This is a genomic window from Paenibacillus sp. J31P316, assembly GCF_056269105.1.
Window position 1 is genome coordinate 131117 of sequence record NZ_JBWDNI010000012.1, and the last position, 26851, is coordinate 157967.

Annotated in this window: 27 protein-coding genes and 1 rRNA gene; 23 read left to right on the top strand and 5 right to left on the bottom strand. The window is 55.5% G+C overall.

The genetic code is table 11. The annotated features are described in order from the left end of the window. Positions 1 to 98: 98 nt before the first annotated feature. A complete protein-coding gene (gene uraA, locus AC0YNU_RS24895) occupies positions 99 to 1406 on the bottom strand; it encodes a uracil permease (protein ID WP_475761385.1) in 1308 nt (435 codons plus the stop codon). A 277-nt stretch (positions 1407 to 1683) separates the two neighbouring features. On the opposite strand from uraA, the gene AC0YNU_RS24900 reads away from it, so the two are divergent. Further along, a complete protein-coding gene (locus AC0YNU_RS24900) occupies positions 1684 to 2883 on the top strand; it encodes a M24 family metallopeptidase (protein WP_475761410.1) in 1200 nt (399 codons plus the stop codon). Here the strand turns inward: AC0YNU_RS24900 and AC0YNU_RS24905 are convergent. After that, complete coding sequence (locus tag AC0YNU_RS24905; RefSeq protein ID WP_475761386.1) at positions 2880 to 3053, bottom strand: hypothetical protein; 174 nt, start codon at positions 3051 to 3053, stop codon at positions 2880 to 2882. The genes AC0YNU_RS24900 and AC0YNU_RS24905 overlap by 4 nt on opposite strands. Before the next feature lie 146 nt (positions 3054 to 3199). On the opposite strand from AC0YNU_RS24905, the gene uxuA reads away from it, so the two are divergent. Genes uxuA through AC0YNU_RS24935 form a run of 6 tightly spaced genes read left to right on the top strand, consistent with a single transcriptional unit; the run spans position 3200 to position 9130 of the window. Further along, positions 3200 to 4246, top strand: coding sequence for a mannonate dehydratase (gene uxuA, locus AC0YNU_RS24910; protein ID WP_475761387.1), 1047 nt, complete (start codon positions 3200 to 3202; stop codon positions 4244 to 4246). A 13-nt stretch (positions 4247 to 4259) separates the two neighbouring features. Next, positions 4260 to 5132, top strand: coding sequence for a sugar phosphate isomerase/epimerase family protein (locus tag AC0YNU_RS24915; RefSeq protein ID WP_475761411.1), 873 nt, complete (start codon positions 4260 to 4262; stop codon positions 5130 to 5132). Further along, entirely contained in the window at positions 5129 to 6274 is a 1146-nt protein-coding gene (locus tag AC0YNU_RS24920; protein ID WP_475761388.1) for a Gfo/Idh/MocA family protein, read from the top strand. Before AC0YNU_RS24915 ends, AC0YNU_RS24920 begins: the two co-directional genes overlap by 4 nt. Beyond that, complete coding sequence (locus AC0YNU_RS24925) at positions 6274 to 7359, top strand: Gfo/Idh/MocA family protein (protein WP_475761389.1); 1086 nt, start codon at positions 6274 to 6276, stop codon at positions 7357 to 7359. The genes AC0YNU_RS24920 and AC0YNU_RS24925 overlap by 1 nt, the downstream gene beginning before the upstream one ends. 35 nt (positions 7360 to 7394) lie before the next feature. Further along, positions 7395 to 8360: an AraC family transcriptional regulator gene (locus AC0YNU_RS24930; RefSeq protein ID WP_475761390.1), complete on the top strand. Its 966-nt coding sequence runs from the start codon at positions 7395 to 7397 to the stop codon at positions 8358 to 8360. Continuing rightward, entirely contained in the window at positions 8357 to 9130 is a 774-nt protein-coding gene (locus AC0YNU_RS24935) for an SDR family oxidoreductase (RefSeq protein ID WP_475761391.1), read from the top strand. Before AC0YNU_RS24930 ends, AC0YNU_RS24935 begins: the two co-directional genes overlap by 4 nt. A gap of 100 nt (positions 9131 to 9230) precedes the next feature. Here the strand turns inward: AC0YNU_RS24935 and AC0YNU_RS24940 are convergent, their stop codons facing one another. Then, on the bottom strand, positions 9231 to 9431 hold the full coding sequence (locus AC0YNU_RS24940) for a hypothetical protein (protein ID WP_475761392.1): 201 nt from the start codon (positions 9429 to 9431) through the stop codon (positions 9231 to 9233). 353 nt (positions 9432 to 9784) lie between these two features. Here AC0YNU_RS24940 and sigY point away from each other — a divergent pair, with 353 nt between their 5' ends. The 7 genes from sigY (at position 9785) to AC0YNU_RS24975 (ending at position 13480) form a co-directional block, all read left to right on the top strand. Next, positions 9785 to 10336 carry an RNA polymerase sigma factor SigY gene (gene sigY, locus AC0YNU_RS24945; RefSeq protein WP_475761393.1) on the top strand — a complete coding sequence of 184 codons (552 nt, stop codon included), beginning with the start codon at positions 9785 to 9787 and terminating at the stop codon, positions 10334 to 10336. Further along, entirely contained in the window at positions 10323 to 10670 is a 348-nt protein-coding gene (locus tag AC0YNU_RS24950) for a DUF5345 family protein (protein ID WP_475761394.1), read from the top strand. Before sigY ends, AC0YNU_RS24950 begins: the two co-directional genes overlap by 14 nt. Continuing rightward, positions 10667 to 10903 (top strand): hypothetical protein, encoded by a 237-nt coding sequence (locus tag AC0YNU_RS24955; protein ID WP_475761395.1) that lies wholly within the window; start codon positions 10667 to 10669, stop codon positions 10901 to 10903. The genes AC0YNU_RS24950 and AC0YNU_RS24955 overlap by 4 nt, the downstream gene beginning before the upstream one ends. A 124-nt stretch (positions 10904 to 11027) precedes the next feature. Beyond that, positions 11028 to 11231 (top strand): PLD nuclease N-terminal domain-containing protein, encoded by a 204-nt coding sequence (locus tag AC0YNU_RS24960; RefSeq protein WP_475761396.1) that lies wholly within the window; start codon positions 11028 to 11030, stop codon positions 11229 to 11231. Beyond that, a complete protein-coding gene (locus AC0YNU_RS24965; RefSeq protein WP_475761397.1) occupies positions 11228 to 12223 on the top strand; it encodes an ABC transporter ATP-binding protein in 996 nt (331 codons plus the stop codon). Before AC0YNU_RS24960 ends, AC0YNU_RS24965 begins: the two co-directional genes overlap by 4 nt. Continuing rightward, positions 12220 to 13002: an ABC transporter permease gene (locus AC0YNU_RS24970; RefSeq protein ID WP_475761398.1), complete on the top strand. Its 783-nt coding sequence runs from the start codon at positions 12220 to 12222 to the stop codon at positions 13000 to 13002. Before AC0YNU_RS24965 ends, AC0YNU_RS24970 begins: the two co-directional genes overlap by 4 nt. Before the next feature lie 97 nt (positions 13003 to 13099). Continuing rightward, positions 13100 to 13480 (top strand): ATPase, encoded by a 381-nt coding sequence (locus AC0YNU_RS24975; RefSeq protein ID WP_475761399.1) that lies wholly within the window; start codon positions 13100 to 13102, stop codon positions 13478 to 13480. A 239-nt stretch (positions 13481 to 13719) separates the two neighbouring features. On the opposite strand, the gene AC0YNU_RS24980 is transcribed toward AC0YNU_RS24975, so the two are convergent. Next, positions 13720 to 14577, bottom strand: a complete 858-nt coding sequence (locus tag AC0YNU_RS24980; protein ID WP_475761400.1) for a hypothetical protein — start codon at positions 14575 to 14577, stop codon at positions 13720 to 13722. 256 nt (positions 14578 to 14833) lie between these two features. Between AC0YNU_RS24980 and AC0YNU_RS24985 the strand changes: the two genes are divergently transcribed. The 7 genes from AC0YNU_RS24985 (at position 14834) to AC0YNU_RS25015 (ending at position 24806) form a co-directional block, all read left to right on the top strand. Then, positions 14834 to 16903: an S-layer homology domain-containing protein gene (locus tag AC0YNU_RS24985; RefSeq protein WP_475761401.1), complete on the top strand. Its 2070-nt coding sequence runs from the start codon at positions 14834 to 14836 to the stop codon at positions 16901 to 16903. Between the two features lie 187 nt (positions 16904 to 17090). Then, positions 17091 to 17378 carry an Asp-tRNA(Asn)/Glu-tRNA(Gln) amidotransferase subunit GatC gene (gatC, locus tag AC0YNU_RS24990; RefSeq protein WP_475761402.1) on the top strand — a complete coding sequence of 96 codons (288 nt, stop codon included), beginning with the start codon at positions 17091 to 17093 and terminating at the stop codon, positions 17376 to 17378. A 35-nt stretch (positions 17379 to 17413) separates the two neighbouring features. Then, positions 17414 to 18871: an Asp-tRNA(Asn)/Glu-tRNA(Gln) amidotransferase subunit GatA gene (gatA, locus tag AC0YNU_RS24995; protein WP_475761403.1), complete on the top strand. Its 1458-nt coding sequence runs from the start codon at positions 17414 to 17416 to the stop codon at positions 18869 to 18871. Positions 18872 to 18902: 31 nt separating this feature from the next. Beyond that, positions 18903 to 20345 carry an Asp-tRNA(Asn)/Glu-tRNA(Gln) amidotransferase subunit GatB gene (gatB, locus tag AC0YNU_RS25000; RefSeq protein WP_475761404.1) on the top strand — a complete coding sequence of 481 codons (1443 nt, stop codon included), beginning with the start codon at positions 18903 to 18905 and terminating at the stop codon, positions 20343 to 20345. 181 nt (positions 20346 to 20526) lie between these two features. Beyond that, the gene (locus tag AC0YNU_RS25005) at positions 20527 to 22359 is read left to right on the top strand and encodes a DUF4097 family beta strand repeat-containing protein (protein ID WP_475761405.1); all 1833 of its coding nucleotides are present in this window, start codon (positions 20527 to 20529) and stop codon (positions 22357 to 22359) included. Positions 22360 to 22440: 81 nt separating this feature from the next. After that, the gene (locus AC0YNU_RS25010) at positions 22441 to 22878 is read left to right on the top strand and encodes a Fur family transcriptional regulator (RefSeq protein ID WP_161698341.1); all 438 of its coding nucleotides are present in this window, start codon (positions 22441 to 22443) and stop codon (positions 22876 to 22878) included. Between the two features lie 200 nt (positions 22879 to 23078). Further along, complete coding sequence (locus AC0YNU_RS25015; protein ID WP_475761406.1) at positions 23079 to 24806, top strand: glycosyl hydrolase family 18 protein; 1728 nt, start codon at positions 23079 to 23081, stop codon at positions 24804 to 24806. Between the two features lie 124 nt (positions 24807 to 24930). Here AC0YNU_RS25015 and AC0YNU_RS25020 read toward each other — a convergent pair whose 3' ends face one another. After that, positions 24931 to 25305 (bottom strand): YgzB family protein, encoded by a 375-nt coding sequence (locus AC0YNU_RS25020; RefSeq protein ID WP_475761407.1) that lies wholly within the window; start codon positions 25303 to 25305, stop codon positions 24931 to 24933. A 140-nt stretch (positions 25306 to 25445) separates the two neighbouring features. Between AC0YNU_RS25020 and AC0YNU_RS25025 the strand changes: the two genes are divergently transcribed. Next, positions 25446 to 26312 carry a nucleotidyltransferase-like protein gene (locus tag AC0YNU_RS25025; protein WP_475761408.1) on the top strand — a complete coding sequence of 289 codons (867 nt, stop codon included), beginning with the start codon at positions 25446 to 25448 and terminating at the stop codon, positions 26310 to 26312. A gap of 340 nt (positions 26313 to 26652) precedes the next feature. Beyond that, positions 26653 to 26851 (top strand): 16S ribosomal RNA (locus AC0YNU_RS25030); the annotation flags it as partial.

Genomic DNA, 26851 nt, shown 5'->3' on the forward strand with positions numbered 1-26851 from the left:
ATTCCGGATTCCCTCCTTCGAACCTACCATTCCGGAATCCGGGAACAACAGCGGTCGGAAGAGCATTCGACTGCGCAGTTTAAGCGGTTAGCTAATAATTAATGCTCCGATGCATCCGCATCATTCGACCACCGCGCGATTTCGAATAGCTTGAAAAGCAGGCTGAGCACGATCGCCGTTACCGTCGCGAGCGCCATGCCCGAGAGCGTGAAGTCGCCGATCGTGATTTTGGCGCCGCTAAGGCCGGTCACGAGCACGATCGTAGTCAGATATAAGTTCGTTGGTTTGCTGTAATCGATCTTGGATTCCACGAGCATGCGCAGACCCGAAGCGGCAATGACGCCGAACAGCAGCAGCGAGACGCCGCCCATGACCGGCTCGGGAATGCCCGATATGAGCGCGGAGAATTTGCCGAGGAACGAGAGCAGGATCGCGAAGACTGCCGCGCCGCCAATGACGAACGTAGAATACACGCGCGTAATGGCCAGCACGCCGATGTTCTCGCCGTACGTCGTATTCGGCGTCGAGCCGAGAAAGCCCGACAAGATGGTGGAGACGCCATTGCCGAGCATCGAACGGTGCAAGCCGGGATCCTTGGACAAGTCCTTATGGACGATATTGCCCGTCACGATCAGATGGCCGATATGCTCGGCCACGACGACGAGCGAGGCGGGGACGATCGTCAGGATCGCCGCCCATTCGAAGGACGGCATCGTGAAGTCGGGGGATCTCAGCCAGCCGCTGTCCGCAACGCCTTGGAAGGAGGTAACGTCCAGCGCGTACGACAGCAAGTAGCCGCAGACGATGCCGACGAGAATCGGAATGATGCGCATGAAGCCGCGGAACAAGACGGAGCCGAGCACCGTGATCAGCAGCGTAACGATCGATATCGTAATCGTGGTCGCATCGGGCGTCCATACCGCGTCGGCCGCCGCGCTCGGCGCTTTGATCCAGCCTGCCATGCCGGCCGCGACCGGAATAAGCTCGAGCCCGATGACGGCTACGATTGCACCCATGGCCGCCGGCGGGAACAGCACATGAATCCAACCGGTCCCTGCCGCATGAATGATCAGGGCGATGATGGTGAACACGACGCCAGCCGCGATGAAGCCGCCGAGCGCCGCAGCATAGCCGTCGGCATGAGAGGCATGGTTGCCGATGACCGCGCCAGCCGGAGCGATGAAGGCAAAGCTTGAGCCGAGATAGGCGGGAATTTTACCTTTTACGATAAAGATGTAGAGCAGCGTGCCGATTCCGTTCATCAGCAGGCATATAGCAGGGTCCACGCCGAGCAGGTTCGGAACGAGCACCGTCGATCCGAACATGGCGAAGAGATGCTGGATGCTGAGCATGAGGCTCTGCGCGAGCGGCGGCCTGTCGAGAACGCCGATTTCTTGTTGTTTCATTGAGCTCTGAATCCTCCATTGTTTCGTTATGATCGTGTACGAATGCGCAACTTTTATCGATTCTACATAGACTAGTGTTGGTTGACAAGCGATATCTCAAACTAAATGCATGAAAGCGCAGACTGGTCGGATGATAAAGGACGCGGAGACCAAGTTGACGCGCTAACCGATCTTTTGTTGTAATGAGAGAAGCATGAAGGAATCTACGTGCAGCGAGGAGCGGGAAGACGTGCAAGGCAATGGGATCGAGACGGAAGCGATTGATCGGGAAGAAATCATGGGGCGGGTAAGAAGACTGCAAGCACGCATGTCCGGGGACGGGATGGACGCTTTTCTGGTGACGCAGCATGTGGACCTGGTTTATTTTACGGGCTCGATGCAGGCAGGCTATGCGTTTATTCCCGTCGCGGGCGAGCCGGTATTCTACGTCAGGCGCAGCGTGGAACGGGCGGAGCGGGAGTCGGCGGTCAAGGTGGAAGCGTTGACTTCGCTTCGCGGCTTCCATGCGCAGCTGGCCGGCGGGCATCCGACCGTATTCGGAGGCGACGGTAATGCCGCTCCGAAGAGGATTCGAATCGGAACGGAAATGGATGTGCTGCCGGCAGCGACCTGCGCCAAGCTGGCGGAAGCCGTATCGGGCGGCAACCCCGGCTGTTCGCTGATTGACGGTTCCGCTCTCGTTCGAAGCGTGCGCATGATCAAATCAGACTGGGAAGTAAGCCGCATCGAGGCTGCGGCGACAGTCGTGGCCGAGGCATTGGAAGCTGCCCTTCCCATAATCAAGGAAGGCGTGCCGGAGCTTACGCTGATGGCGCGCCTCGAGTATGAAATGCGCATTCGCGGCCATATCGGCGTCATGCGGACGCGCAGCTACAACATGGAAATCATGACGGGCATGCTCGGTTCCGGCGCCGCCGCCGCCGTGCCAAGCGCTTTCGACGGTCCGGCCGGCGGGCTGGGGCTCGGCCCGGCCGCGCCGCAGAGCACGAGCCGCAAACGCATCCAGCGCAATGAGCCGATTCTCATCGATATCGGCTGCTGCATCGACGGCTACGTCATCGATCAGACGCGAACCGCGGTTATCGGCGCGCTGCCCGACGACCTTGCCGAAGCATACGCCCATTCGGAGCGGATCATCCGGCATGCCGAGGCGCTGATGCGGCCCGGCACGGCCTGCGATGTCGTCTACGCAGCCTCGCTCGAGGATGCCGCGGCGGCTGGATTGGCCGCGCATTTCATGGGCTTCGGCCGCAACCAGGTCAAATTCCTCGGCCACGGCATCGGGTTGGAGGTCGACGAATGGCCCGTGCTGGCCCGGGGGTTCAGCACTCCGCTGGAGCCGGGCATGGTGCTCGCCGTGGAGCCGAAGTTCACCTTCCCCGGACGCGGCGTCGTGGGAATCGAGAACAGCTACCTCATCACGCACGCTGGCTGCCGGCAGCTGACGAAGTCGCCGGAAGGGCTGATCGTGCTCTAGCGAGCCATGTGCAGCAGAAAAACTGCCCGCGGAAATCCTAAGGGATTCTGCGGGCAGTTTTTCTTTTCTTCTTCTCCTTCTTCTCCTTCTCCTTCTTCTTCTTCTTCTTCTTCTTCTCCGCTTTTCTCGTCTCTGCCTGTTCTTGTGACGGCTTTCCTTGATTCAAACAACCGAATACGCCTAATCATTTAACTGTGGTTAATCTCATTGCGGCAGTCGATTATATTCCGATAGCGCTATGCTACAATGAGTCAGGACTACTTGGTAGCTGTTTTTTGTAAGCCTTCACAATTCTGAACGAAGAGGTGTGCTCTCCATGAAAATGACGTTCAGGTGGTTTGGCCAAGACGACCCCGTCACGCTGCAAAATATCCGCCAAATCCCTGGCATGCACGGCATTGTAACCGCGCTTTACGACGTGCCGGTAGGCGAGGCGTGGCCGGTGGATTCGATTCTGGCGCTGAAAGAAACGATCGAAGCTTCAGGATTGCGCATCGCCGTAATCGAGAGCGTTCCCGTACACGAAGATATTAAGCTGGGACGGCCGACGCGCGACCGATTGATTGAAAATTACAGTCAAACCATCCGCAGGCTTGGCGCGGTAGGCGTACCTGTCATTTGCTATAATTTCATGCCCGTCTTCGACTGGACCCGCTCGAGCTTGGCGCATGTGCTGCCGGACGGCTCGACGACGCTGACTTTCGAGGACGCGACGATTTCCCGGATGGACCCGGTGCTCGGCGATTTGTCGCTTCCCGGCTGGGACGCCAGCTACACGAAGGAAGAGATGGGGCAGCTCATCGAGGCCTATGCCGACGTAACGGAAGAAACGCTGTTCGCCAACCTAGCCTACTTCCTCGAGCGCATCATTCCCGTCGCGGAAGAAGCCGGCGTCGTCATGGCGATCCACCCCGACGATCCGCCTTGGCCGATATTCGGGCTGCCGCGCATCGTCAGCAGCTTGGCGCAGCTGCGCCGACTGACGGAGCATGTCGACAGCCGGGCCAACGGCATCACGTTCTGTTCGGGCTCGCTCGGCGCGAACGAGGATAACGACCTGCTGGCCATCATTCGCCATTTCGGCTCGCTGGGCAAGCTGCATTTCGCGCACACGCGGAACATCCTGCGCACGGGACCGCGCTCCTTCCAAGAGTCGGCGCATCTGTCCGCTGACGGTTCCATCGACATGACGCGCGTGCTCGAGGCGCTGCACGAAACCGGCTTTACCGGTCCGCTTCGCCCTGACCACGGCAGAATGATCTGGGGCGAGCAAGGACGGCCGGGTTACGGCTTGTTCGACCGCGCGCTGGGCGCGACGTACTTGAACGGCATCTGGGAAGCGATATCCAAACGAAGGGACTGAACCGGGCACCATGCTGAAACTATCGATTTTCACCGTTGCCGCACCGGATTTGACGCCGGAAGAGCTATGCGAGGCAGCGGCCGCCGCGGGCATAGCGGGACTGGAATGGCGCTGCAAGGAAACGCCGGCCGAACTGCTGCAGGAGAAGCCTTCCTTTTGGGGCAACAATCAGTGCACGATCTCGCCGAATGCGGGCGACGAGGAGATCGGCCGATTCCGACATGCGGCGGCCGCTCATGACCGCCGAACCATTGCCGTCACGCCTTACTTGGCCTGCGGCGATATCGAGGGAACCGAACAAGTGCTGCGGCTCGCGAAGCGCCTCGATGCGTCGATGGTGCGCGTAGGCGTGCCCGGCTATGACAGAAGCAAGACCTACGGGGAGCTGTTCGAGCAAGCCGTACGCTATCTGAAGGAAGTGGAGCGTCTTGCGCTGGAATATGGCGTGAAGGCGTTGGTCGAGACGCATCATCAGACGATTGCGCCGAGCGCATCGCTCGCTCACCGCCTCGTGTCGGCGTTTAATCCGGACGCCGTCGGCGTACTCTATGATCCGGGCAATATGGTGCACGAAGGGTTCGAGAATTATCGCATGGGCATGGAGCTGCTTGGTCCTTATTTGGCTCACGTGCATGTGAAGAACGCGGGCTGGCAGTCCGCTTCTCCTGGCGTAACGGCTGATCATTCGAGCCCCGTGCAGTGGAACAGCGGCTGGGCGCCGATCGCGAACGGCATCGTGCCGTGGAAGCAAGTGCTGCGCGATTTGCGAACCGTCGGTTATGACGGATGGTTTGGCGTGGAGGATTTCAGCGGAACGTTCGATACGCGGACGATGCTGCGTACGTATGCGGATCAAATGAATACATGGATGGAGGAAATCAAATGAATCAGGTGAGATACGGAATTATCGGCATCGGCAACATGGGGTCGGGACACGCGGGAATTTTGACATCCGGCACGATCAAAGGGGCGGTCCTGACGGCTGTCTGCGACGAATTCGAAAGCAAGCGGCAGTGGGCGGAGGAGCAGTACGGAGGCAAGGTCGCCGTGTTCGAGAACGCGTCCGCGATGATCGCTTCCGGGCTGGTCGACGCGGTAGTCGTGGCGACGCCGCATTACGACCATCCGGCCGAAGCGATCAACGCATTGGCCAAAGGGATGCATGTGCTGATCGAGAAGCCGGCCGGCGTTTACGCGAAGCAGGTCCGCGAGATGAATGACGCGGCTGCGGTCAGCGGCCGCAAGTTCGGCATTGTCTATAACCAGCGCATGAACCCGCTCTACCAGAAGCTGCGCGAGCTGATCGCATCCGGCGAGATCGGCGAAGTCAGACGCATCAACTGGATCATCACCAACTGGTATCGGACGCAGGCGTATTACGACTCCGGCACTTGGCGCGCTACATGGGGCGGCGAAGGCGGCGGCGTATTGATTAACCAATGTCCGCATAACCTCGATCTGTGGCAGTGGACGACGGGCATGATGCCGACCCGCATGCGCGCCTTCTGCCAATTCGGCAAGAATCGCGACATCGAAGTGGAGAACGACGTGACGGCATACGCGGAATACGCGAACGGCGCGACGGCGGTGTTCATTACGTCGACGTCCGACGCTCCGGGCACGAACCGTTTGGAAGTGTCGGGCAGCCGCGGCAAAATCGTCATCGAGGACGATCGCATGACGCTCTATCGCCTGCGCGAGGACGAAGCGGCCTTCAACGCGCGCAATAAAGCGCCGTTCGCTTCCCCTGAAGTGTGGAAAATCGATTTACCTGCGGCCGGACCTAGCCCCGAGCATGCCGGCATTCTTCAGAATTTCACCGATGCCGTGCTTCACGGCACGCCGCTGGTTGCACCCGGCGAAGAGGGCATTCATGGTCTGACGCTCTCGAACGCGATGCATCTGTCCACGTGGCTGGACGACTGGGTTGACCTGCCGCTCGACGAGGCGCTTCATGAAGCTGAATTGAACAAACGGATCGCAACGTCCAAATTCAAGCGGCCGCAGCCGGCAGAGGCGAAGAACTGATGGCGGCGTTCAATCGTACGGACGGCATGAATTACGCGCCGGTTTCGGTCGCGAAGCCGGAGCCCGTGTGCGGCCCGGGGGAGTTCGTCATCGCAGCGATGGCGCTGGATCACGGCCATATTTATGGCATGACGAACGGGCTGTTGGAAGCGGGCGCGACGCTCAAGTGGGTCTACGATCCGGATCCTGCGAAGGTCGAGCAATTTCTGAAGGCGTATCCGCAGGCGCAAGCCGCTTCCTCGCCGGAAGTTATTCTTGAAGACGCCGAAGTCAGGCTGGTAGCGGCGGCAGCGATTCCCTCCGACCGCGGACCGCTCGGCGTCCGGGTCATGAAGCACGGCAAGGATTATTTTACGGATAAAACGCCGTTCACGACGCTGGAGCAGCTCGCGGAAGCGAAAGCGACGGCCGAAGCGACGGGACGCAAATATATGGTTTATTACAGCGAGCGTCTTCATGTGGAGAGCGCGATCTATGCCGGCCGGCTCATTCAAGAAGGTGCGATCGGCCGCGTCGTGCAGGTAATCGGAACTGGGCCGCATCGCCTTAACAAGCCTTCGCGTCCGGACTGGTTCTTCCGCAAGGAGCAGTACGGAGGCATCCTGACGGATATCGGCAGCCATCAGATCGAGCAGTTTCTGTATTTTGCGGGCTGCAAGGACGCGACGGTCGCGAGCAGCAAAGTAGCGAACTACAACAACCTCGACGTGCCGGAGCTCGAAGACTTCGGGGATGCGACCCTGATCGGCGACAACGGCGCGACGAACTATTTCCGCGTGGACTGGCTGACGCCGAACGGTCTCGGCACATGGGGCGACGGCCGGACGATTATTCTCGGCACCGACGGCTTTATCGAGCTGCGCAAATACATCGACATCGGCCGCGACCGGAGCGGCGACCATGTCTATCTGGTCAATCACGAGGGCGAGCATCATCTGTCCGTCGGCGGTCAGGTCGGCTTCCCGTACTTCGGCGAGTTGATCTTGGACGGTTTGAACAGGACCGAGAACGCCATGACGCAGGCGCATGCGTTCAAGGCGGCCCAGCTTTGCATCGAAGCGCAAAATAAAGCGGTCCGGCTGTAGGCGGATATGACCCTTGAAGGGAGCGTCATGGTACAATGAGTTCAATAGCTCGCCCGGATACGGGCATCCATTTGGAGGGGTCGGAAATGCCGGTCACGATGCAATGGCAGCAGCCGATTGAACTTAATTACCGCAACGCCGCTCCCATGCCGGGGGCCCAGTTTCATTCGCATGCGTTCTATGAAATGTATTATTTTCAAGAGGGCGAATGCAACTACCTGATCGGCGATAAGCTGATTACGCTGCAGCCCGGGGATTTGATTCTGATGCACGGCATGACCCTGCATTGCCCGAATCCGTCGCCGGAGAAGCCGTACATTCGCACCATTATCCATATGGATCCGGCATACGTGCACCGCATTCTTCAGCCTGACACGGCGGCGATGCTGCTAAAGCCGTTCGAGAATCTGCGCAATATCCGGATCTCGCTTCGTCCCGAGGAGCAGGAGGAACTGGAGTCGCTGCTGAACGAGATGAACCGGCTTTACTTGCGCACGAATGAAGCGGGTGTCCGGACGTCGTACGACCGATTCGTCATTCGCGTCATCGAGCTGCTTCATCTGATCCGGGACTGGTGCATCGCGCCGGTGAACGAACGGGACCACCGTTCCTTGAAGGAGCAGCATGTGCAGAGCGTCATCTCCTACTTGGAGGATCATTACGCCCTCGAGATCACGCTGGACGATATCGCCGGCGCGCTTCATCTGACCAAGCCGTATCTATCCAATTTATTCAAAGACGTCACCGGCACGACCGTGTTCAAATACTTATACAACCGGCGCATCAATCAGGCGAAAATGATGTTTCGGCTGGAGCCGAGGCAATCGGTGTCGGACGTTTGCCGCGCCGTCGGCTTTCATCAGCTGCCCCATTTCAGCCGGCTGTTCAAGACGACCGTCGGCGAAAGCCCGGAGTCGTACCGGCGGCGAATGCTGCAGCTGTCGACCGAAGGCGGGAGCCTGACTTCATCCGCCGCCCTTGGAGGAGAAATGAATTCATGAGTACGTTATTTGATTTGACGGGCCGTACGGCGGTCGTTATCGGCGCGGGCAGCACGCTCGGCAGCGTGATGGCGGAAGCATTGATCGAACATGGCGCCCATGCGGCGCTCGTCGTCCGCAATCCGGAGAAGGCAGAGCCGAAGCTGGCGCAGCTGCTTGCTTCGGGCCGCGCTGCGGTCTTCCGGGCTGATGCTGCTTCCAAATCCGATCTCATTCGCGTAGCGGGCGAGATCAATGCTTGGTCGCCAAACGGCAGAAGCGATATTTTGCTGCACACGGCAGGCACGAACAGCGCAACGCCGTTCTTCGACATCACGGAGGAAGAATGGGATGCCATCATGGACGTGAACGCCAAGAGCGTCATGCTGACCTGCCAAGTATTCGGGCGGTCGATGATCGACGCCGGTCACGGCGGAAGCATCATCACCATCAGCTCGGTTTCCGCGGGACCGCCGCTGTCGCGCGTGTTTACGTATTCGGCTTCGAAGCATGCGGTCAACAGCATGACGCAGTTTCTGGCCAGGGAATTCGCGCCGCACGGCATTCGCGTAAACGGAATCGTGCCGGGCTTCTTCCCGGCGGAGCAGAACCGCGCGATTCTATCGGAGGAACGCGTGGCCAGCATTATGGGCCACACGCCGATGAAACGGTTCGGCGATCCCAAGGAGCTGCAAGGCGCGGTCGTTTGGCTGGCATCGGAAGCGGCTTCCGGCTACGTGACGGGCTCATTGATTCGCGTGGATGGCGGCTTCGGCGCCATGACGATCTAGCGGTTAAGAGACAACGACAACCGGAATAAGGCCGTTCCTCGTTGAGGAATGGCCTTGTTTTTGTTATGTACTGCACTTTTACCTCGCATGAGCGTGCAGGTTATCCCGGATTACGTCCCGAAGCAGGGCCGGCCGCAGCCTTTACACGAATGTCTTTTCTTTGTGACTGCGACAGAAATAGGAGCAGAGAGAACGGCTCGTCGCCATTTGCGGCGTCATCGACCTGCGCGATTAGTTCTGCATCAGACTCGAAATCCTTCTTATCCAGTACCGATTGATAGATATCATATAGCAGTCCCATTGTTCTCTCCTCTATGCATGCTAGAATTTTATACTGGTATTTCGCTTAATTTACCGTGTGCAAAGGTGTATGCAGGGATGTTAGGGCTTGGAATAACTTCATCATAATTGATAATGATTATCATTGTCAATAGTGACAAAAGGCTCAACTGTTTCTCGAATTTAATCGGTTGGGGTAGCTTTATCATGCGTGCAATTTGTATATTGAACGGTTGTGCAGCAGTTGAAAATGATTACGCAAACGGAAGCGACGCAAAATAAAATTAATTTACATCATTTGCAAATGAACAAAACGGCAGTCTCCGCCGTCAAACAGGCGACAACAACTCCAAACCTACGGAAAGGAGCCCGGACATGAGCAGCGCTGAACCCCATCCCGAGGAAGAACGACTAATCGCGCGAGCGGTCCGCGGCGACGATCAGGCACTTGCGGAATTGCTTCGGCACCATTACGCGTTTCTGTATCGGTATCTGCTGAAAATCGCGATGAACAAACCGATGGCGGAAGATTTGGTGCAGGACACCATGCTGAGGGCAATTGAACGCATCGGAGACTTCCAGAACAGAAGCAAGTTGTCGACGTGGCTGATTTCGGTCGGCACGCGGCTCTATATCGACGAAATGCGCAAGGCGCAGCGCTCTCGGAAATGGCAGTCCGAGGAGCAGGCGCTTCAAGGAATTCGATTCCAAGCCGCGCTGCAGCAGCAGGAATGGCCGGATGCGCTCGATGCGCTCGGCGGGCTGCCTTACGAGCAGCGCGTTCCGATTTTGCTGAAATACTATTATGGTTACGCGTACGAAGAAATCGCCGACTGGATGAACATTCCCGTCGGAACCGTGAAATCCAGGCTGCATAACGGATTGGGCAAGCTGAGAAAGGAGCTGAGGACGGATGAAGAAACGTGACGGAGATCCGGAACGGGAGCAAGAGCAATTTTTCAATGAACGGCTGGGTGGGGCATTGGAACAATGGGATGCATCCATCGTGCCGCCCCCTATGCATGAGGATGCTTTCGCGCGACTTGTGCGGGAAGGCAAGGAGGAGCTGCGAAGCCGGCAGCGAGCGGAGCGTTATCTATTTTGGCTGGTCAGTGCGGTCGTGCTCGGCGGCCTGCTGCTGCTTTGGCAGAACAGCTTCGTGTTTTTCGCCGTCCTTCAGGCTTGCGTCTTCGCCGGCGCCGGTATCTTCCTGATCGTTGGCTACTCCCGGTCAAGCAGAGCGAGGAGGCGTCATAGATGAATGCGCTGAAAATAGTAACTCTCATCGTCGCTGCGATCATTTTGCTCGTCCAGTCCAACTGGTTGTTCTCGGATGCCCGCAAGCACAGCCGATATCCATGGTTTTGGGGACTGTGGGGACTTATTCAATGTCCGATGCCTTTGCTGTTCTATTGGTTTATCGTACGGCGCCCAGTGAATGCGAGAAAAAGGCACGGTAATGGCAATGAAGCCGGGACCGGAAGTGGGATTTGACTTGAACTTGAATCTGAACTTGAACTGAACTTACTTGAACTTACTTGAACTGATGAACTAGAACCGGGACAGGAACCTGAACAGGAACCCGACCGGGACTGTGAAACATAGGGAGGTGCACAGCATGGATCAACTTTCGACGGCGCAGCTGATTTCTATCATCCTGCCGCTTGCCGTTGTAGAGCTTGTACTCATCATCTCAGCAATCGTCGCCTGCGTCCGGGCGGAGCATACCCATGGTCCGAAGTGGATGTGGATCTTGATTATTATCGTCTTTAATATCGTCGGATCGATCGTGTTTTTCTTATTCGGGAGAAGGCAGTCATGAGAATGCCAGCTAAGCAAGATAAGGCTGCAGAGACACTGGCGTCTACTCATCGCAAGGAAGCCATCGTTCGTTTTCACGACGTCTCCAAAAGCTTTGGTGCCGTGCAATCCCTGCGGCAGATCGACTTGACGCTTTACGAGGGCCGCTGCGCCGCGCTTCTGGGTCCGAACGGAGCGGGCAAGACGACGCTGATCCGCATATTGACCGGATTGCTCGCGCCGTCTTCGGGCAGCGTGCATGTTCAAGGGCTGGCTCCTGGAGCCGATCCGCGCGCGCTCATCGGTTATTTGCCGCAGCTTCCGGCCTTTTACGGCTGGATGAGCGGCACCGAGTTCGTGCGCTATGCCGGCCGACTTTGCGGATTGTCCCATCGAGAAGCCGCTTCGCGCGGGACTGAGCTGCTCGAGCGCGTCGGACTCGGCGCTGCTGCGGGCAAACGCCGAATTGCCGGTTACTCGGGCGGCATGAAGCAGCGGCTCGGTTTGGCGCAGGCGCTCATGCACCGCCCGAAGCTGCTCGTTCTTGACGAGCCCGTGTCCGCGCTCGATCCAATCGGCAGACGCGATGTCATGGAACTGCTCCGGGAGCTGAAGCAGGAGACGACGATTTTATTCTCGACCCATGTACTGCATGACGCGGAGGAGCTATGCGACGATGTCATCCTGCTGCAGGGTGGCGGGATTTCAATCAGTGGCGCCATCGGCGACATACGCGGACTTCATCGTACGCCTGTCCTGACGCTGGAAGTGGAGGACAATCGGCCGGCACGGATGCAGCTTGCCGCATGGCTGGGCGGGCTCTCCCATCCTTCCATCGCCTCTTCTGCGCTGCTGCCGGGCGAACATGCCGCCAAACTTCAAGTTCACGACGCAGAAGAAGCGAAGACGTACGTGCTGCAGCAATTGCTGGAGACCGGCCTGCCGCTGACGAGGCTCGAAATCGGCCATGCCTCGCTGGAAGATATTTTCTTGAAAGCGGTGGATGCGCCATGAGGCAATGGGCGGTCATGTATCGGAAGGAGTGGCTGGAGCTGATTCGTACGTATAAGCTGCTCTGGGTACCGCTTGTCTTTGTTTTGCTCAGCGCGATGCAGCCCGTGTCGACGTATTTTCTGCCCGATCTTCTTGCCCATGCGGGCAATTTGCCCGAAGGAGCGGTCATCTCGATCCCCGTTCCTACCGCAAACGAGGTGATGGCGCAGACGCTGCAGCAACTCAATGTCTTCGGGCTGCTGATTCTAGCCTTGTCATCGATGAACGCCATATCCGCGGAAAGGACCGGCGGCATGACGGCCATGATTCTTGTGAAGCCGGTTTCCTTCCGCAGCTTCGTCGCTTCCAAGTGGGCAGCGCAGTTGACGCTGATCACCATCGCATTCGCGGGTGGCTTCGGGGCAGCCTATTATTATACGAGCGTCTTGTTTCAAATGCCGGATTGGCACCGCAGCCTGAACGCCTTTGCGCTATACTGGCTGTGGCTTGTCTTGGCCGGGCTGCTGACGCTCGCGTTCAGCGCGCTTCTGCGAAGCGGCGCGGCAGCTGCGGCCTGTTCGCTTGCCTTGCTCGCGGCGCTTTCCTTAACGGCTGGGCTGTTTCCGGATATGTTGTCCGCGAGTCCGGGCATGCTCCCGAAGCTTGCTTCGGCGCAATTTCTCGATCCTGCGGCTGGCAGTCGTTGGCCGTCCGTAGTCAGTACTTTATGTATCCTGGCGGCCGCGATCGAGACAGCCGCTTTCGCGCTTCGCAAACGGCCGACGCTCCTATCATCGTAGTCTGGCGCTCTATTGGACTTCCATCTTATTTTTTAGTAGGATAGAGTCATAGAGTAACGGAGTAACGGCTATTGTGTGACAGGAGCTGACAAATAACGTGTTTAAATTAGGTCAACGTATCGTGATCATGTCCGACATATTCGAACAAAATCTCCCGATTGGGGAGTATGGCTATATTATTGCGTACGATAGAAATGCCGATAATGCTTTCGATTACGTCATTCGGGTGCCGAAGGCGAATCGGAATTTCTACGTGCCTGCCGTCGATATCGAGCTTGAGGAAGTGCTGATCAAGCTGGAGGTCGATAAGCTGGAACGCGAAGCGCTGATCGATTTCGCGCTGGCTACGCATAACGAGGAACTGTTTCTCCGGATCATGAACGGGGAGCAGGAAGCGGAAGAAGAAGAGAGCGGCAGCAGCGAGCCGCAATCGCAAGAGGATTTCATGCGCCAAGTGCGCTTGAAGGCATGGATTTGACGGTAACGCAGCAACGATAGCATAGCTGCATCCTATCGACAACGACGCAAACTGTCGGTCATTGATTGGACAAGAAGAAGCCTCCTTTCCCGATTGGGGAAGGAGGCTTCTTTGCTGTTTATAGAGTTTGCTTGGATTTTGCCTAGACCTTGCCTAGACCTTGCCTAGACCTTGCCTAGACCTTGCCTAGACCTTGCCTAGACCTTGAACGTGTAGAAATTCGCTTAGGCTATGTCTGCCTATACGCCGCTTCCATCGGCAGCGGCGGTATCCGACGCTGCGCCAGCGTCGGAGGAAGCTCCCGTTTTACCTTCGTCAGCGCGCAGGTGACCGCCTCTATGTCCGGCAGGTCCTTTGCCGCCCTTCGGCTCCGTGCCGTTGACGATTTTTTCGGCGATGACGGCGGCATCGGCGGTCAATTTATCCGCTTGCTCCTGCGTCAATTTGCCTGCTTTGACTGCCGCGTTCTGGCTGTCTACGATTGCCTGTTTGACGGAGTCGATGACGGTCTGAGCGGCTACGCCTTTTTCTTTGGCAATGTCCGCGATCGATTTGCCCGCAGCTTGCTGCGTTTTCAGTTCAGCCGCGCTAAGGCCGAGCAGCTTGGCCGTTGCCGTCAGATCCAGGCTGTCGGAGGAGAGGAAGAAGCCTCTCTTGCCTTCGAAGCCCTTGCCTTTGCCCGGACCTTGATCGAATTTCATTTGACCGTCAACCGCTTTTTCCAGGTTATCGGCAAAAGCTTGCTTCTGTTCAGCTTGCTGCTTGTCAAACGCGGTCGTCATCGCGGCTTTTAGCGCCTCGCGCGTGACGCCCTGATCTTCCGCTATTTGAGCCAACGTTTTACCTGCAGCGAGTTTTTCTTTCAAGGCTGCCGCGTCGAGCTTCAACAGATCCAACACCTCTTGGCTGACGGCATTGCCTCGCAAGCCTTCCCGCTGGACCTTTTTCGGTGCGTCTGTCGCACCTTTCTCGGTCGTTACCGCACTGTTCGTATTGCCTGCTGCCGTCGAGTTCGTCGCTGCGTATGCACTGATTGGAATCATGACGGCAAGCGCCGCCCCGATCGTCAACGTCTTCATCGTTTTGCTCATGTTCATGCTTATTACCTCCAGTTTTTGGATGAGTTGAAGCTGGTTACATGTCCCAGTATGTACAGCCAACCTTAAATCAAGCTTAAATTGGTTTAAGCGTTCCCTTAGATTCGTATGAAATTTATCTTCACATTGAAGCGGGATAGTTGAATCGAGAAAAATACAATTTTCCAAAGACTGTTATTCAAAATAGGCCTTTAGTCTCTCTGGAGAAAATCCGATATATAAATTGAACATCATCCAAACAGGGGGAGTAATAATAATGAAAACGTTAAAATGGACGGGCGCGTTGCTGCTGGGGTTGACCGTCGGCGCTTCGTTCGCGGCCGAGGCCAGCGCCAAGACGTCTGCCGATTTCACCGATTTGAAGGATTTGGACGCCGCGACGAAAGCGAAATTCGACGCCATGATCAGCGCCGGCATATTCGACGGGATCTCGGACACGTCGTTCGGCTTGAAAGACGAAATGAACCGGGCCCAATTCGCTAAAGTCGCCGCATTGATTACGGGGCTCGACGTGAACAAGGATTTGAAAACCTCCAGCTTCACGGACGTAAAGGCGGACGATGCGGCGAATGGCTACGCGCTTCCGTATATCGAGGCTCTGAAGAACGCGGGAATTACGGACGGCTTCGGGGAAGGAACGTTCAACCCTGCCGGCACGGTCACCAAAGAACAACTGGCGACCTTCCTTGTTCGCGTCTTGGGCAAGGACAAGGATGCGAAGTCGATTACGCCCGTCAATGATCAGTCCGTTTCGGATTGGGCGAAAGGGTATGTGTCGCTGGCGCTCAAACTGAAGCTGCTGGAGGAAGGGACGGACGGTAAATTCGGCGGGAAAACGAACGCGACGCGGGATCTGCTCGTAACCGGATCGTACGGGAGCGCGCAAACGTTGGAAGAATCGAAGCCGCTCGCGGTATCCGGCGCGGAGTTTGCGGCCGGCAACAAGCTGGAGTTGACGTCGACGACGGCGCTGGACGAATCGTCGATCGACTTGTCTAAGATTACGGTCAACGGTGTCGCGCTGGACCCGAAGAAGGACAGCTTCAAGCTTTCCGACGACAAGAAGACGATTATCATCACGCTGCACGACGGCTTTACGCTGGATAATACCAAGACGCCGGTAATCGAAGCGACGGGCTTGAAGTCGTTGTACGGCAACGAAATCAAGAAAGACGCGGACAAGCCGGTTCCGGTTAAAGTGACAGAGGCGCCGCCGGCCCCTCCAGCGCCGCCCGCTAATACGGGCTCGAATTCGAATACGAACCCGCCGACTCCAGCAGGTCCGACGCTGACGATTGATAAGGAGCATGCCGTTATCAGTGCGAAAGGCGTTTCTTTCTCCGTTACGACCAATCTATCCAAATCAACGGATGCGACTTATTATATTGTTCGGCAGGGCGATGTTACCGACGTGAGTGCCTCGGCGGTCAAAGAGCCAACCGGCGAACTAAACGTTCGAACGGGCTCCGCCACATATGCTGATTCGGCGATAGTCGATTTCAATATAGGCAATAATCATGGATTTGATCTTGATTCGGCTACGAAGTATACCGTTTATTTGATCGCCAGCTCCGATGGAGTGAATTCGGCCGTCGCCAGCTACACGTTTACGACTGAAGAGGGCCAGGCTGCCATCCCGGCGCTCATCGTGCAGTCCGATGGAACGACTCGTGAACCGGGGGATGACGCGGATTCGATTCATGTTGCACTGAATATCCAGAATGCAACTAAAGTCCATTATGTCTTGCTTCCGGACAGCGAAGACACGTTGACGGCAGAGGAGATAAAGGAATTCAGTGACGACACGTTCCAACATGGCGAATCGATCGTTGACGGCCACGCAGCAGGGATTTCACTGGAAGATTTAGCGAAGGACAAGACGTACAAGCTCTACATGGTCGCATCCAATAACGAATTCGATAGCAGTTTTACGGTTTATACGTTTTATCGCACCGATGATATCCTGACTTTCGATGGCTATGGAACCGGCTATAATAATGGATTATTGACGCCGGACTATACCCCTGTATCATCGATTAATGGATATACGTTTTACTACTGGACCTCGACAGATGTCAGTGAAAGCGCAGTAGCTCCAAGCGCGGATTACGTTATCAACAATTCGCAGCCGACCAATATCTTAGGTTCCACTACTGGTGCGACAATTAATGGTGTCTTCGGAAATGCTCGCGTATACGGCGTCATCGTCGACGGAGGCAAGCGCTCAGACGTAATTGCAATCGATATCGATATCGAGGGAAATGTTGGAGGCCCATGGCCGGGAGGAGACAATCCTCCACCACCACCACCACCATACCTACCTTAAGCTTACATGGACTTTAGCAGCAGTTAAGCAATATACGTTGAACCTGCCGGAACAATCGGCAGGTTCTTTTCTTTCAGCAAGAAGCGATGCCCGTCGCTGTGCGTATTTGCATTGAGTTTGCTCCGATCCTTGCGTTATAATGGGTAGAATGTGTGCAAATTGGTTGGAAAGGACGGGACATGATACGATGAGCATCACGATCAAAGATGTTGAGCATGTGGCCAACTTGGCCCGGCTGGAGCTTTCCGAGCAGGAGAAGGAGCAGTTCGAAGGACAGCTGAACGCGATCTTGAAATACGCGGAGAAGCTGAACGAGCTGCAAACCGACGACGTTGAACCGACGACCCATGTGCTGCCGGTCTACAATGTCATGCGGGATGACGTCATCCGCGAGTCCGTTTCGAACGAGACCGCGCTGCGCAATGCGCCTGAAGATGAAGACGGTCAGTTCAAAGTGCCGGCCGTACTGGAATAAATTCGCTCGCAAGGAAATGAAGGGAGGAACGGCTGTTGGCTCTATTCGATTTACGCCTGCAGGAAGTACATAATCAATTGAAGAAGAAAGAATTGTCGGTCGCCGATTTGGTGGACGCTTCGTATTCGCGTATCGCCGCGACGGATGCATCCATCCAGGCGTTTTTGACCTTGAACGAAGAGGGAGCCCGTGCCGCGGCCGCCGAGCTGGACAAGGTACTGGCCGAGGACGGCGAACAGGGTCTGCTGTTCGGCTTGCCTGCCGGAATCAAGGATAATATCGTCACGGAAGGTTTGCTGACGACTTGCGCCAGCCAATTTCTGCGCAACTACGATCCGATCTATGACGCAACGGTGACGAAGAAGCTCAAGGCCGCGCAATCGGTCACGATCGGCAAGCTGAACATGGACGAGTTCGCCATGGGCGGCTCCAACGAGAATTCGAGCTTCTATCCGACGCGCAACCCGTGGAATACGGATTACGTGCCGGGCGGCTCCAGCGGCGGCTCCGCGGCTTCGGTCGCGGCAGGACAAGTCTATTTCGCACTGGGCTCCGATACCGGCGGTTCTATCCGCCAACCGGCAGCTTATTGCGGCATCGTCGGCCTGAAACCAACCTACGGTCTCGTATCGCGCTTTGGCCTCGTGGCGTTTGCTTCGTCGCTCGACCAGATCGGTCCGCTAACGAAGAACGTCGAAGATTCGGCTTACGTGCTGCAATCAATCGCCGGTTATGATCCGAACGACTCCACATCGGCGAACGTGGACATTCCCGATTACGTCAGCGCTCTCACAGGCGACGTGAAAGGGCTCCGCATCGGCGTACCGAAGGAATATTTGGGTCAAGGCATTGATCCAAAAGTCAAAGAGGCGGTGCTCGCTGCGCTCAAGCAATTCGAGAGCCTCGGCGCGACCTGGGAAGAAGTATCCTTGCCGCATACGGAATACGCGGTGGCAACGTACTATCTGCTGGCTTCGTCGGAAGCTTCCTCGAACCTGGCCCGTTTTGACGGCGTTCGCTACGGCGTCCGCGCGGACAATCCGGACAACCTTCTGGATCTGTACCGCAAATCGCGCAGCCAAGGCTTCGGCCCTGAAGTGAAACGACGCATCATGCTCGGCACCTATGCGCTCAGCTCCGGCTATTACGACGCTTATTATTTGAAGGCTCAGAAAGTGCGCACGCTGATCAAACAGGATTTCGACAACGTGTTCCAAAACTTCGATCTCATCATCGGACCGACGGCGCCGACGACGGCATTCCCGATCGGGGAGCAGGTCGGCGACCCGCTCACGATGTATTTGAACGATATTTGCACGATTCCGGTCAGCTTGGCAGGAGTGCCTGCCATCAGCGTGCCGTGCGGATTTGCGGACGGACTGCCTGTTGGATTGCAAATCATCGGCAAAGCGTTCGACGAGCGCACGGTGCTCCGCGCCGCGCATGCGTACGAGCAGCATACTGAGCATCACAAACAGCGTCCGCAGCTGTAGCGGAACGTTTAGGAAGCAGGAGGGCGAAAACATGTTTGAACCGAACAAATACGAAACGGTCGTCGGGCTGGAGGTGCACGTCGAGCTTCACACGAAGAGCAAAATCTTCTGCGGCTGCTCGACCTCCTTCGGCGCGCCGCCGAACTCCCATACATGTCCGGTCTGTCTCGGACACCCCGGCGTGCTGCCGGTCTTGAATCGCCAGGCGCTTGAATTCGCCATGAAAGCCGCAATGGCGCTCAACTGCCAAATCGCGGACATCAGCAAATTCGACCGCAAGAACTACTTCTATCCGGATTCGCCGAAGGCGTATCAAATCTCCCAATTCGATAAACCGGTTGGTGAGCACGGCTGGATCGATATCGAGGTCAATGGCCAAACGAAACGCATCGGCATCACGCGCCTTCATTTGGAAGAGGATGCCGGCAAGCTGACGCACATTGACGGCGGCTTCGGTTCGCTCGTCGACTTCAACCGTGTCGGAACGCCGCTCGTGGAGATTGTCTCGGAGCCGGATATCCGTACGCCGGAGGAGGCTAAAGCTTACCTCGAGAAATTGAAAGCCATCATGCTCTACTGCGACGTGTCGGACGTGAAGATGGAAGAGGGCTCGCTGCGCTGCGACGCCAACATCAGCATCCGTCCGTATGACCAGGAACAGTTCGGTACCCGCGCGGAGCTCAAGAACATGAACTCCTTCCGCGGCGTGCAGCGCGGCCTGGAGTACGAAGAGATGCGCCAAGCGGATATTCTCGACAGCGGCGGCAAGGTCGTGCAGGAAACGCGCCGTTGGGACGAGTCGCAAGGCAAGACGTTCACGATGCGGAGCAAGGAAGAAGCGCATGATTATCGCTACTTCCCGGACCCGGATCTCGTGCAGATTCACATCGACGACGAGTGGAAGGCACGCGTGCGCGCGTCCATTCCGGAACTCCCCGATGCGCGCCAGGCGCGTTACTCGTCCGAGTTCGGCCTTCCATCCTACGATGCCGGCGTCATTACGGCGTCCAAGAAGCTGGCTGATTTCTTCGAAGAGAGCCTGCAATACACGAAGGATGCCAAATCCGTATCCAATTGGATTATGGGCGATCTGCTCGGCTACCTCAATGCAGGCGGCCTGGAGCTCGAAGATATCAAGCTGACGGGCCAGGGACTTGGCGAAATGATCGGTCTCATGGAGAAGGGGACCATCAGCAGCAAAATCGCGAAGACCGTCTTCAAAGAGATGCTGGAAACCGGCAAGCGTCCGCTGCAAATCGTCGAGGAGCAGGGACTGGTCCAAATCAGCGACGAAGGCGCGATTGCCGAAGTCGTCGATCGGATCGTCAGTGCTAATCCGCAGTCGGTTGAAGATTTTAAAGCCGGCAAAGAGAAAGCCATCGGTTTCCTGGTCGGACAAGTCATGAAAGAAACCAAGGGCAAAGCGAACCCGGCGCTGGTTAACAAGCTGCTGCTCGCGCGTCTCAATCAATAATGCTTTCCAGGAGAAGAGGCATGTCCGTCAATAGGCGGTCATGCCTCTTTGCCGCATAGGGAATATGTTACAATACGAATAAAGACTGATTTACGATTGGAGGGGGCTTATGCGCGGGCCGTCAAGCATCAAAACATCCTTAGCACCCTTGATAGCTTTCCTCATTCCCGGCGGCGGGCATATGTTACTGGGCAGGCCTGCAGCGGGGCTGCTTCTCCTTCTCGGAACGCTGACCGATATTGCGGCCATCATTCGATTAGCCGATGAAAGCGGCGGTCGCTTTGCGCTGGTCATTATTTTTCTCGGGTTAGGCGTGCCTTGTTTTTGGTTTTACAGCGTGTTCGGGACGCTCCAGCTGGCAGCGAAACTTCGCAGGGAACCGCAGCAGACCGAACCGGACGATGGAGATCACGGCAGGGGATGGATAGGGATTTTGCAAGGAATTGGTGCCATTGCCATGGGCTGCGTTCTGCTCGTTCTGGTACAGAAATCACTGGATTTCTCGCCGCTAATCGAGAGCTTCGCCGCGTATGCGCCAGGGCTGCTGCCTATAGCGCTTGCGCTTGTCATCCTGGGGAGGAGGAAGAATGCGATGTTTAAAATGGGACGGTTCACTTCAGCGGCCGTGCTCGTCACCGTAGGCGGACTGCTGCTGTGGGATCAAGTACAAGGTCTTAACGATATCTCGCTACTGGGGCAATGGTGGCCTGCGGCGTTCGTGCTGTTAGGTTTTGAAGTCGTCATCTCCAGCGTCGTTTATCGGCAGGTAGCCAAACGTCCGTCTTTTGATATCGGCGGCGCTTTTTTGGCAGTTCTCGTGGCAATTACGGCTTTTGCCGTTACGCAATATGCTGCGATGCCGTTCCGGTGGCTGGACGAATTCAAAGTCAATTTGACCGGTACGAGCGGGTTCGGTGAGGAGAAGGGCTATCGTTTCGTGAAGGATACGGTGCATCAACCGCTGCTCCCGGAGACGAAGGCCATTGCGATCAACAACACGAACGGAAATGTGACCGTCAAGAAAGGCGAGGTCGACAGCGTCGTCGTGGAGACAGTCATGTGGGTCGATTCCGCAGATAAGACGGAAGCCGACGACACGGCTGATAAGTCCACTGTAGACGTGAACGGCGGAGAAAAAATCGAAATCAAGGCGCAAGGTCATCCTTACGGTACTAACGGGGAACGTAAGCCGCGTATGAATATGGTAGTCACCATTCCGGCGAATTCTTCATTCGGCATGGAAGTACAGCCTTCTTCATCCGATTTGGATCAATCAGCTGACTCGCCCTCGGACGTGAACAATGCTGCCTCCAATTCAACCGATTCGGTGAACACGGGCTTGAACGGTAATAAAACTGAAACCTCGGAGGATGAAGATACGTCTAATGAAGTAGAGGTGCCGAACACCGAGCTCTATATCAGTACCGTGAATGGCTCTGTTGATATGGCGGACCTTCATTTGTCCGGTGGACTGACCATTAAAGTGACATCAGGCGAAATAGCAATTCACGATATAGAAGGTCCGGTCGACGCGGAAACGAAGAATGGAAGCATAGCGGCTTCAGGGATGAAAGGAAACCTAACACTTAATACGTACAACGGCGATATTAAAGCCTCGGACATTGACGGCAGCTTCGACGGATCCACGTTGAGCGGGAACATCGATTTGCAGCGCGTGACGCAGGACACGGACGCGGATACGAAGAATGGGCAGATCGGAATCAAAGAAGTTCAGGGAACGGTGAGAGCAGACACGCTGAACGGAGACATCAACGTATCCAGCAGCATCGTTGGCGGCGACTGGGACATCGACAGCTCCATCGGCGAAATTCATGTCTGGATTCCCGAGGCGGGCAATTATTCCGTGAACGGATCCGTGACGTTCGGAGACATAACGAGCGATTTGCCGATCGCGGTTAATAAGAAAACGATCCGTGGCAGCATCGGCACAGGCGCTTACCGGATCAATATTGACGCCAACAGCAGCATCGCGGTAAATCGTTACAAGTCATAAAATGATTTCCGCTTTCATTGACAAATTGAAAACGATGCACGTACAATAGTTCTAAACTATTGCAGAAAGGACGTGTTGGGCATGGGTGCGACCGTGGAACAAGCTTTGGAGCAATTGAAAAGTACCGGCGTTCGTATGACCCCGCAGCGTCACGCTATTTTAAGTTTTCTCATGCACTCCATGACTCATCCGACTGCAGATGAAATTTATAAATCGCTCTCCCCTTCATTTCCAAGCATGAGCGTGGCGACCATATACAACAACCTGCGGCTGTTTGTCGAAGCCGGACTCATCCGGGAACTAACCTACGGCGATGATTCCAGCCGATTCGATGCCGATTTATCCGAGCATTATCATGCGATTTGCCGTACTTGCGGCACGATCGTCGACTTCGACTATCCTCCTTTGACGGAAGTGGAGATTGCCGCTTCCAAGGAAACCGGATTCCGAGTCGAGGGACATCGCATGGAAATCTACGGACAATGCGCAAGCTGCGCATCGCGGCATAAGGCAAACTAAACGATAACGACTCCAATCGATGATGAATCGAATGAACGCGCAAGGGTTGAGGAAGCTCGCCATATGCGCGTTTTTTATTTGCCAAACTTCAGAGGCTCGAGGCGCTGACTGTCGTGTAATCCTGCAGCATGGCGATCTTGAGCTGCATGTTTTTCCGTTTTCGGGAATAGCATGTCTATATGAAAGGAGCGATTTACAACGTGGAAACGGTTCGATACCGGCCCAAACGGCGCAGCGGCGGATGGCTGAAATGGCTCGTTATCGCATGCGGACTGTCCGCTATGCTTTTAGTGATTTGGTTCGGCTGGCAGCGGTTTGAGCCGAACAATACGATCGTCAAGCCGGACTATGGTGAAGACTATCCGTTGCTCTATCATGGACAAGTCATACCGAAGGGCGCTTTGGTCGACGGCGAGCAGGTGAGAATTCCGATTTCATTTATTCAGGATCAGCTGGGATTGAAGGAAGAAGTCTATTACGAGAGCAAAACAGGATCGATCGTGCTCACGACATCCAACAAAGTACTCCGCATGCAGACGAATACGCTGACGGCGAAGCTCAATAAAACGCCGTACCAGCTTCGAATTGCTGCTGAAGTGGTTGATAAGACCGTCTATATCCCAACGCAGCCCCTGCAAGAATTGTTTGGCCTGCAAGTGTCCTACAACCCTACGAACCGCATCGTTACCGTTCTATCCGCGGGCGACGCCATCCAACTCGGGGCCAAGAAGAAGGGGGAACTGACGATCCGCCGCGGACCGTCGATGAAAGAACCGATCTACGAACGCATCGCCGCGTCCAAGGAAGTCAGGATATGGGGCGAGAAAGATAAATGGTATGTCGTTCAAAGCGCGGACGGTATTATCGGTTACGCGGACAAGTCCTCCGTCGCCTTGACGAAGATGGAACAGATCAAGCCCTTGAAGGATGCGCCGGTTTACCCTGCGTGGAAGGCTGTTGGCTCCAAAATTAATCTAACTTGGGAAGCCGTCTACATGAAAGCGCCGAGTCCGGACGTCATCGATAACTTAACCGGCGTGAATGTCGTCTCTCCGACCTGGTTCGCGTTGGTTGATGGCAGCGGCAGTATCCAGAGCAAAGCCGATAAGGCTTATGTCGACCGGGCGCACAAGCTTAATATACAAGTGTGGGCGGTATTCAGCAACAGCTTCGATCCTGATCTCACTACGAAAGCGTTGGCCAGCGCCGAAACCCGATTGAAGATGATTCAGCAGTTGGCCGCATTTGCGCAAATGTACAAGCTTCAGGGCATTAACCTTGATTTTGAAAATGTGTATACGGCCGACAAAGCCAACCTCGTTCAGTTTGCTCGCGAGCTGACGCCTTACATGCACGAGATGGGCGTCGTGGTATCGATCGACGTGACACCGAAGTCGAACAGCGAGATGTGGTCTTTGTTCTTGGACCGTGCAGCCCTCGGCAAGGTCGTCGATTATATGATGATCATGGCTTACGACGAGCATTGGGCGGCGAGTCCAATCTCGGGCTCCGTAGCCTCGCTGCCTTGGACCGAGCAGTCGGTGAAGAAGATTTTAACGGAAGACGGCGTTCCGCCAGGCAAGCTCGTGCTTGGTATGCCGTTGTATACGCGTCAATGGACGGAGAAGAAGGATAAGGACGGCAAAACCGTCGTCTCCTCCAAAACGCTCGGCATGGAAGCTGTCCAGAAGCTCATCGCACAACGCGGGTTGAAGCCGGTAATTGATGCGGAATCCGGACAAAGGTACGTGGAGTATTCCGCGGATGGCGCGCTGCAGCGTATTTGGATTGAGGATTCCTTATCAATGAAGGCGAGAGTCGCTTTAGTGAAGAAGTACAATTTGGCCGGCGCGGCAACCTGGCAGCGCCAGTTCCAATCCGACGACATTTGGGGCATCATACATCAATCTTTGACGAAGCTTCCCTAGTAACGCACAATAAGAGCTCACAATGAAAAATGCCCTGCAGCCGGATTAATCCGGCTGCAGGGCATTTTGGCGTTAAGCTCAATTCCTATGCAAATTCAGTTCATGGCTTAGCTCGGTGCAAGCATTAAGCTTGCGGTTGAGCGGTTTCTTCGACGGATTCGGTTTCATCGAGGTCGGTCGCTTGCTTTGGATCGAGCGTCATCTTTGTTTTGCAGTACATGCAGCGGTCGGTTTTACCGAGCAGCTTCGTATGGCGGTTGCACTCCGGGCACACGAGAATGGTGGCGCTGGTGGAGAGCATGCCTGCCCAGAAATAAACGCCTACGCTGAGCAGCATCGCGATCATGCCGATAACCATAAAGATGGCGGCGAATACTTTACCGGCTTGTCCCCAGAAGACGATGCCGGCTGTTCCCAATATCATTAGACCCATTCCGAATAGGGTAAAGAGTAGTCCCCATAACCGAAACTCATTGATTTTACTCGATTTTCCGAACATAATTTCAATCCTTTCTGGCACTTCCCAGTTGTTTCTAAGACTTTAGGCAGGAAAACGGACGGACATTGTCGAACAAGTGAATAACAACTGCGAAATAATTATAGCTAAATGTAAGCATGAAAGCTATACGGGGGATAGACGTGGAGCATATAAAATCACATTTCAAAGCCGCATATGAGCATCAGGAAGGACTCGTCAGTCTGGCGGCGATCGACAACCCGTTTCCGTACAATCCGTTGATCGACGGCTTGGACCTGCTCATACTCGTCGTTATCGAGCGCGAGAACCCGGCCAAAGGAACGGAGCACATCAGCTTTGACGGAGAACGCGTGCAAATCAGAACGGTCACGCCCGCGACATTGGATCAGTGGACGCGAGGCGGCGAGAACCGGAGTATTATACAATGGCTTGCTCGGGGGGAAATCCTGTTGGACCGAGACAATTATTTGGCGAATTTGCGCGACGGCTTGCTTTCGTTTCCATCCGTATTACGCAGTCAGAAGGAATTGGTGGAGTTCGGGGGGTTCATTCGTACGTATCTCCAGGCCAAACAGGATCTTCAGGACAACAACCTGCTCGATGCTTACAGCAACATACTAGCTGCGCTCAACCATTGGGCTCATATTGCTTTTATAGAAAAAGGCGTGCATCCGGAACTCGGCATTTGGCGTCAAATGCGCCGGTTTAATCCAGGCATCTATAAACTCTACGAAGAGCTGACGGTTTCCCCGGAAACGTTGGAGAAGCGGGTTCAGCTCGTGCTGCTTGCCTGTGAGTTCTCGGTCATGAGTAAAATGAAGTCTTCTTGCGGACTGCTGCTTTCGATCTTGGAGAGCAGGGAGGAACCGTGGAGCGTAATGGAGCTTCAACTGCATCCGATGCTGTCCGAGCTGCACATGGATCTTTCGCTACTGCTGCAAAAGCTGGTCAAACGCGGATATGTGCGCGAAGTGGCCTACATGCCTACAGCAGGCGATATGGAAGTGTTGGAACTCCGCTATCATTAAGGTATAACGCATGCCTCCAAGCATGCGTTATTTTATTTTTAAAAGTGCTTGACGGGCATGCTGGGGATATGATAAATTCTTTATTACCGCCTCCGGGAAAAGCCCATTTGGGTGAAAAGGTGGCAAGCAAGTAAGAAAAAAGATTTAAAAAAAAAGCTTGCAAACGAATGACCGGATGTGATATATTAATCAAGTCGCCGCTGAGACATTAGGCGAATGAGAAATGAATTTGTTCCTTGAAAACTGAACAATGAGCGACCTGTCAAAAGGTCATTAAATGTAAGTCAGCGATGAGCTAACAAGCACATCCTGAAAATGATGCGTCTTCGGACAAGTCACTTTTATGGAGAGTTTGATCCTGGCTCAGGACGAACGCTGGCGGCGTGCCTAATACATGCAAGTCGAGCGGAGTTATTCCTTCGGGGATGGCTTAGCGGCGGACGGGTGAGTAACACGTAGGCAACCTGCCTGCAAGACCGGGATAACATTCGGAAACGAATGCTAATACCGGATACGCAGTTTCCTCGCATGGGGAGACT

Bases quoted from the DNA above. Each gene is read 5' to 3' on its own strand.
- uraA (WP_475761385.1), bottom strand. From the start codon at position 1,406: ATGAAACAACAAGAAATCGGCGTTCTCGACAGGCCGCCGCTCGCGCAG.
- AC0YNU_RS24900 (WP_475761410.1), top strand. From the start codon at position 1,684: ATGGGGCGGGTAAGAAGACTGCAAGCACGCATGTCCGGGGACGGGATG.
- uxuA (WP_475761387.1), top strand. From the start codon at position 3,200: ATGAAAATGACGTTCAGGTGGTTTGGCCAAGACGACCCCGTCACGCTG.
- AC0YNU_RS24920 (WP_475761388.1), top strand. From the start codon at position 5,129: ATGAATCAGGTGAGATACGGAATTATCGGCATCGGCAACATGGGGTCG.
- AC0YNU_RS24925 (WP_475761389.1), top strand. From the start codon at position 6,274: ATGGCGGCGTTCAATCGTACGGACGGCATGAATTACGCGCCGGTTTCG.
- AC0YNU_RS24930 (WP_475761390.1), top strand. From the start codon at position 7,395: ATGAGTTCAATAGCTCGCCCGGATACGGGCATCCATTTGGAGGGGTCG.
- AC0YNU_RS24935 (WP_475761391.1), top strand. From the start codon at position 8,357: ATGAGTACGTTATTTGATTTGACGGGCCGTACGGCGGTCGTTATCGGC.
- AC0YNU_RS24940 (WP_475761392.1), bottom strand. From the start codon at position 9,431: ATGGGACTGCTATATGATATCTATCAATCGGTACTGGATAAGAAGGAT.
- sigY (WP_475761393.1), top strand. From the start codon at position 9,785: ATGAGCAGCGCTGAACCCCATCCCGAGGAAGAACGACTAATCGCGCGA.
- AC0YNU_RS24950 (WP_475761394.1), top strand. From the start codon at position 10,323: ATGAAGAAACGTGACGGAGATCCGGAACGGGAGCAAGAGCAATTTTTC.
- AC0YNU_RS24955 (WP_475761395.1), top strand. From the start codon at position 10,667: ATGAATGCGCTGAAAATAGTAACTCTCATCGTCGCTGCGATCATTTTG.
- AC0YNU_RS24960 (WP_475761396.1), top strand. From the start codon at position 11,028: ATGGATCAACTTTCGACGGCGCAGCTGATTTCTATCATCCTGCCGCTT.
- AC0YNU_RS24965 (WP_475761397.1), top strand. From the start codon at position 11,228: ATGAGAATGCCAGCTAAGCAAGATAAGGCTGCAGAGACACTGGCGTCT.
- AC0YNU_RS24970 (WP_475761398.1), top strand. From the start codon at position 12,220: ATGAGGCAATGGGCGGTCATGTATCGGAAGGAGTGGCTGGAGCTGATT.
- AC0YNU_RS24980 (WP_475761400.1), bottom strand. From the start codon at position 14,577: ATGAACATGAGCAAAACGATGAAGACGTTGACGATCGGGGCGGCGCTT.
- AC0YNU_RS24985 (WP_475761401.1), top strand. From the start codon at position 14,834: ATGAAAACGTTAAAATGGACGGGCGCGTTGCTGCTGGGGTTGACCGTC.
- gatC (WP_475761402.1), top strand. From the start codon at position 17,091: ATGAGCATCACGATCAAAGATGTTGAGCATGTGGCCAACTTGGCCCGG.
- gatB (WP_475761404.1), top strand. From the start codon at position 18,903: ATGTTTGAACCGAACAAATACGAAACGGTCGTCGGGCTGGAGGTGCAC.
- AC0YNU_RS25005 (WP_475761405.1), top strand. From the start codon at position 20,527: ATGTTACTGGGCAGGCCTGCAGCGGGGCTGCTTCTCCTTCTCGGAACG.
- AC0YNU_RS25010 (WP_161698341.1), top strand. From the start codon at position 22,441: ATGGGTGCGACCGTGGAACAAGCTTTGGAGCAATTGAAAAGTACCGGC.
- AC0YNU_RS25020 (WP_475761407.1), bottom strand. From the start codon at position 25,305: ATGTTCGGAAAATCGAGTAAAATCAATGAGTTTCGGTTATGGGGACTA.